The sequence below is a fragment of the Herminiimonas fonticola genome, from assembly GCF_040395855.1.
GTDB classification, from domain to species: domain Bacteria; phylum Pseudomonadota; class Gammaproteobacteria; order Burkholderiales; family Burkholderiaceae_D; genus Oxalicibacterium; species Oxalicibacterium fonticola_A.
The window spans coordinates 1-4,411 of sequence record NZ_JBEBPO010000137.1; the positions used below are offsets into that span (position 1 = coordinate 1).

The window sequence follows — 4,411 nt, forward strand, 5'->3', positions numbered from 1 at the left end:
GCAGATTGATTTGCCGCTCGCTAATCAATCTGCTTAAAATGAAGCACCTGGTCGCATGACCATTATTATTTTTTCAGGACGGCAGCATGACTTTGATTGATAGCAAACGTCCTTCCAAGCTTTATTATTTTTCCGAACGTGGCAGCCTTGAGCGTTCGTTGTCGCTGGGCGAATTCCGCTTGAGTCCGCCCATTGCCGATTTGCCCGCGCCAGCCGGCGGCTTCCTGGTTTTGAGTCTGATGCAAAGCTGGGACGGCACCTTGTTCGACGCCTTGCCGCATGTCGATTCGTATCTGGTTGTGCATGATGCGGAAGAATTCGGCGAACGGCTGCATAAGGCGGTGCAAAAAACCTTGCCTGACTGGGTAGGCATCGATGCCGCGATGTCATACGGCGCTCCCAGCCCTTTGGGCAAGATATTTTCCAAGGCAAAGAATCACGCCAGTGAAAACGAATGGCGTTTCGCCTGGCGGCCCATGCAGGCCGGCGCATCGCTGCATCCTGTGGTGATCAGGATCGGCAGTATCGAGGATATCGCCGAGCTGCACGGCAGGCACGACTAGCAGTTGATCTACGGATGGAATTGCCGCACGCATTGCAAGGATGAATGATGAAAACTCTGGAATTCGATGTGGCAGTGATAGGCGCCGGCAGTGCCGGGATGTCGGCATATCGCGCGGCCAAGGCGCACGGCAAGCGCGTCGTCTTGATCGAGGGCGGGCCTTACGGTACGACCTGCGCACGTGTCGGTTGCATGCCGAGCAAATTATTGATTGCGGCAGCGGAAGCGGCGCATGCAATCGGTGCGGCGCCGGGTTTTGGCGTACACGCCGGCGCCTTGCGCATCGATGGCAAAGCCGTCATGCAACGCGTCCAGTCGGAACGCGATCGTTTCGTCGGTTTTGTCGTGCAGGGTATTGAGCATATCGATGCGGCCGACCGTTTGCGCGGTCACGCGCGCTTTCTTGCTGCCGATTGCCTGCAGGTCGATGAACATACGCAAGTCAGGGCGCAGCGCATTGTGATTGCCACCGGTTCCAGTCCGCAGATACCTTCGGAGCTGCGCGACTTGGGGAAGCAGCTGCTAGTGAGCGACGATGTGTTTGCCTGGGATGATCTGCCCGCATCGGTGGCGGTCATTGGCACCGGTGTGATCGGACTCGAACTTGGTCAGGCGCTGCACAGGCTGGGCGTGCGGGTGACGATTTTCGCGCGCAGAGCCAGAGTCTCGCAATTGAGCGACGCCGCCGTCAATCAAACTGCCATCGACTGTCTGGGTGTCGAGCTGGATCTGCGCCTGAATACGACCATTGTGGCGGCCAGGCTGAGCGATGCGCAGGTTGAATTGCATACGCGCAGTGAAGATGGCAGCGAACGCACCGAGCATTTTCAATACGTGCTGGCAGCGACCGGGCGTACGCCGAATGTGCGCGGACTGGGACTGGAGACGACGGGTTTGCAACTGAACGAGCGTGGTTTGCCGGTGTTCGATCCATTCACGATGCAGTGCGGCGATAGCGCCATCTTTATCGCCGGCGATGTGGATAACGACCGCCCGCTCTTGCATGAAGCAACCGACGAAGGCCGGATTGCCGGTGACAATGCCGGACGTTTTCCCGATGTGGCAGCCGGTTTGCGGCGCGTTCCGCTGGCAATTACCTTTACCGATCCGCAGATCGCGATGGTCGGACACACGCCGGATACTCTGAAAAAAGGCTGTTTCCAGTCCGGCGAGGTTTCATTTGAAGATCAGGGCCGCAGTCGGGTGATGCGACAGAATCGTGGTTTGCTGCGCGTGTATGGCGAACCGGTTTCGCAGCGGTTTCTTGGCGCTGAAATGATAGGGCCGCGTGCCGAGCACCTGGCGCATTTGCTGGCGTGGGCATGCCAGAGCGGAATGACGGTCGATCAGATGCTTGCGATGCCGTTTTATCACCCTGTCGTTGAAGAAGGCTTGCGCACAGCCTTGCGGAATCTGAAAGAAAATCTGCTGCAGCATGCCAGCGCGATCGAGCATTGCGCCGACTGCACGCCGGGCGTCTGAGCAGAATAAATTTCGTCGACAGCGATTTATTGACGTTTAATGTGAGCCAGCGCCTGTTCGCAACAGCCGGAAATATGATAAAAGTTGAGCATGCGTTCGCCATAACCGCCTGGGCCTGCGATTTGCCTGCAACTAATAAAACGAATCGGTGTCACATTATTGGCTGGCGGCAAGGCATACTTCAGTTAACGCGTACACCGTATCAGTAGCATCAGTATTCAGCCGCAGTACCGTATTGCAGATTTTTATCGAAGACGGACACTGTTTTTTGACGACATAAGGGGCCCCATCATGAAAGCATCTACCTTGAAAACTACTCGCAGCGATATGAAAACATTGGTCAAAGATGCACAGGAATTATTCCGTGAAGCGACCAGCGCTACCGGCGAACGCGCTGAGGAATTGCGTCACCGTGGCCTGCAATTGCTGGATACTGCAATGGTAAAGGCGCAGGAAGTGCAAACTGCAGCGCTTGAAACCGGCAAGGAAATTGCAGAAAAAACAGACGACTACGTACATGAAAATCCTTGGCGTGCAGTCGCGATTTCAGCGGGTGTCGGCGTATTGCTGGGACTTCTGATTTCACGCAAATAATCGGGGCGGATTCTACATGGAACAGCCAAGCGCGCGGCCGCAGAACGATCGCCCCGGCCTGATAGGCGGAGTGGTAGAGCTGGCCCGGAACACCTTCGGCCTGTTGATGAGCCGCATCGAACTGGCCGCGCTGGAACTGGCGGAGGTGCGTGCCAATGCATTAAAACTGGCGCTGCTGTTTGCGTTGGGCGTGGTCTTTGCCTTTTTTGCCATCGGCTACTGGACGGTGCTGATTGCCTATCTTAGCTGGCCGGTATTGGGCTGGAAGATCCTGCTCATCCTTGCTCTTGTGTTTACGGTGATCACAGTCGGTATTTTCTTTTATCTCAAGTCCCTGATTGAGCAAGGAAAATTGTCGATGCCGGCCACCATGGAAGAATTGCGCAATGATCATGACGCTTTGTTGTAATTCAAGAGGTCAGGCATGACACCAGACAGGAAACCGCAGGAAGAAGAAACGTCGGCGCAGCGCAAGGAGAGATTGCGTTTGCAGTGTCGCGCATACCGGGCCGGTATTGGCCGGGCGCGCAACACGGTGCGTGCGCATCTCGGTGCGGATGAAATAGCCAAGACCGCGATCGGTCTGGTCAGCGCACGTGCACAATCCGCACTGGCCAATTTTTCCGATTTGCTGGATTTCAGGAATATGTCGGGCGCCAAGCTGCAGCGCCTGCTGCCGCTGGTTGTCAGTGGCGTGTCTCTACTGGCTCGTCGCTCCTTGTGGCGGCCGATACTGAAAGGTGCGGCGGTAGCCGGAACGGCTGCTGCTACCGTCTATTTCTTTTCACGCAAGAAGACGAAAAAATCGGATGGCGAGCATGTCGCCTTGCACGAACACCTGTAATGCATGTATTTCCCGTTTATTGAATATCTGCTGCAGGTATGGTGACAGATAATATAAGCGGGCAATAAAAAAGCCGACTTCAAGTCGGCTTTTTAGTTACTGCATCAGGATCTTATTTTGCAGCTGCTGGTGCAGCGGCAGGAGCAGGTACTTTCGGTTCGGCGAACTTGGCGCCAGCGCTGTTGGCCAGCAGGACGACGACGCGTTCAACCTCGACATCGTCCAGATCCGGATTGCCGCCCTTGGCCGGCATCGCACGAATACCTTGAATCGCGTGCTTGGCCAGGGTTTCGTAACCTTGTGCAATGCGCGGGCCCCATGCGCCGGCATCGCCGAATTTCGGTGCACCTGCTGCGCCGGTAGCGTGGCAGGCGGCGCAAGCCATTTTGTAGACTTCTTCGCCGGTTTTCAGCACTTTCGGCGCGTTCACGTCTTTCAGGGTGAAGCCTTCGTCAGCAACCGGCTTGACGCGTGCACTCACTGCTTCCGGCGACAAGCCATCCGAACCTGCACCGATGGTTTTGTCATTGGTGACATAAAGCACTAGTAATACGATACAAATGATGGGGACCAGAAAGCCGGCCAAAATGGCCATGATGAGTTGCTTAGGCGTCTTGATCGCGGATTCTTCGTGGTGTGCGTCGCTCATTATTCCCTCAATACATTTTTTTGAAATCGTTAGCCAGCGCATGCGGGCGTGTGTGCTGCGCAATGCATGTTTGCAGCTCATGCCTCGCCAAACCCTTGATTATAGACGCAAAGTAAACGATATGGAACGAGAAAACGTCGCTTTACGTGGACGAAAAGACAGAAAAACGGTATCCTGCAAACCTCTTCAGGGGTTCTCCCTTATGCGGCTGTAGCTCAGTGGATAGAGTATTGGCCTCCGAAGCCAAGGGTCGCTGGTTCGATTCCAGCCAGCCGCACCA

The 4,411-nt window shown here is 55.5% G+C and carries 6 protein-coding genes and 1 tRNA gene; 6 read left to right on the forward strand and 1 reads right to left on the reverse strand.

Annotation, left to right across the window (positions count from 1 at the left end):
• Positions 1 to 86 precede the first annotated feature (86 nt).
• The 5 genes from ABWP27_RS12325 (at position 87) to ABWP27_RS12345 (ending at position 3,482) form a co-directional block, all read left to right on the forward strand.
• A complete protein-coding gene (locus ABWP27_RS12325; RefSeq protein ID WP_353157274.1) occupies positions 87 to 563 on the forward strand; it encodes a hypothetical protein in 477 nt (158 codons plus the stop codon).
• Between the two features lie 47 nt (positions 564 to 610).
• Positions 611 to 2,044, forward strand: coding sequence for a dihydrolipoyl dehydrogenase (locus ABWP27_RS12330; RefSeq protein WP_353157277.1), 1,434 nt, complete (start codon positions 611 to 613; stop codon positions 2,042 to 2,044).
• 291 nt (positions 2,045 to 2,335) lie between these two features.
• Entirely contained in the window at positions 2,336 to 2,638 is a 303-nt protein-coding gene (locus ABWP27_RS12335; RefSeq protein WP_353157280.1) for an ElaB/YgaM/YqjD family protein, read from the forward strand.
• A gap of 16 nt (positions 2,639 to 2,654) precedes the next feature.
• Complete coding sequence (locus ABWP27_RS12340) at positions 2,655 to 3,047, forward strand: phage holin family protein (protein WP_353157283.1); 393 nt, start codon at positions 2,655 to 2,657, stop codon at positions 3,045 to 3,047.
• 15 nt (positions 3,048 to 3,062) lie between these two features.
• Positions 3,063 to 3,482: a hypothetical protein gene (locus tag ABWP27_RS12345; protein WP_353157286.1), complete on the forward strand. Its 420-nt coding sequence runs from the start codon at positions 3,063 to 3,065 to the stop codon at positions 3,480 to 3,482.
• Positions 3,483 to 3,594: 112 nt separating this feature from the next.
• On the opposite strand, the gene ABWP27_RS12350 is transcribed toward ABWP27_RS12345, so the two are convergent.
• Entirely contained in the window at positions 3,595 to 4,131 is a 537-nt protein-coding gene (locus ABWP27_RS12350) for a c-type cytochrome (protein ID WP_353157289.1), read from the reverse strand.
• Between the two features lie 204 nt (positions 4,132 to 4,335).
• On the opposite strand from ABWP27_RS12350, the gene ABWP27_RS12355 reads away from it, so the two are divergent.
• A tRNA-Arg gene (locus tag ABWP27_RS12355) sits at positions 4,336 to 4,411 on the forward strand.

Bases quoted from the DNA above. Each gene is read 5' to 3' on its own strand.
- ABWP27_RS12335 (WP_353157280.1), top strand. From the start codon at position 2,336: ATGAAAGCATCTACCTTGAAAACTACTCGCAGCGATATGAAAACATTG.
- ABWP27_RS12345 (WP_353157286.1), top strand. From the start codon at position 3,063: ATGACACCAGACAGGAAACCGCAGGAAGAAGAAACGTCGGCGCAGCGC.
- ABWP27_RS12350 (WP_353157289.1), bottom strand. From the start codon at position 4,131: ATGAGCGACGCACACCACGAAGAATCCGCGATCAAGACGCCTAAGCAA.
- ABWP27_RS12330 (WP_353157277.1), top strand. From the start codon at position 611: ATGAAAACTCTGGAATTCGATGTGGCAGTGATAGGCGCCGGCAGTGCC.
- ABWP27_RS12325 (WP_353157274.1), top strand. From the start codon at position 87: ATGACTTTGATTGATAGCAAACGTCCTTCCAAGCTTTATTATTTTTCC.
- ABWP27_RS12340 (WP_353157283.1), top strand. From the start codon at position 2,655: ATGGAACAGCCAAGCGCGCGGCCGCAGAACGATCGCCCCGGCCTGATA.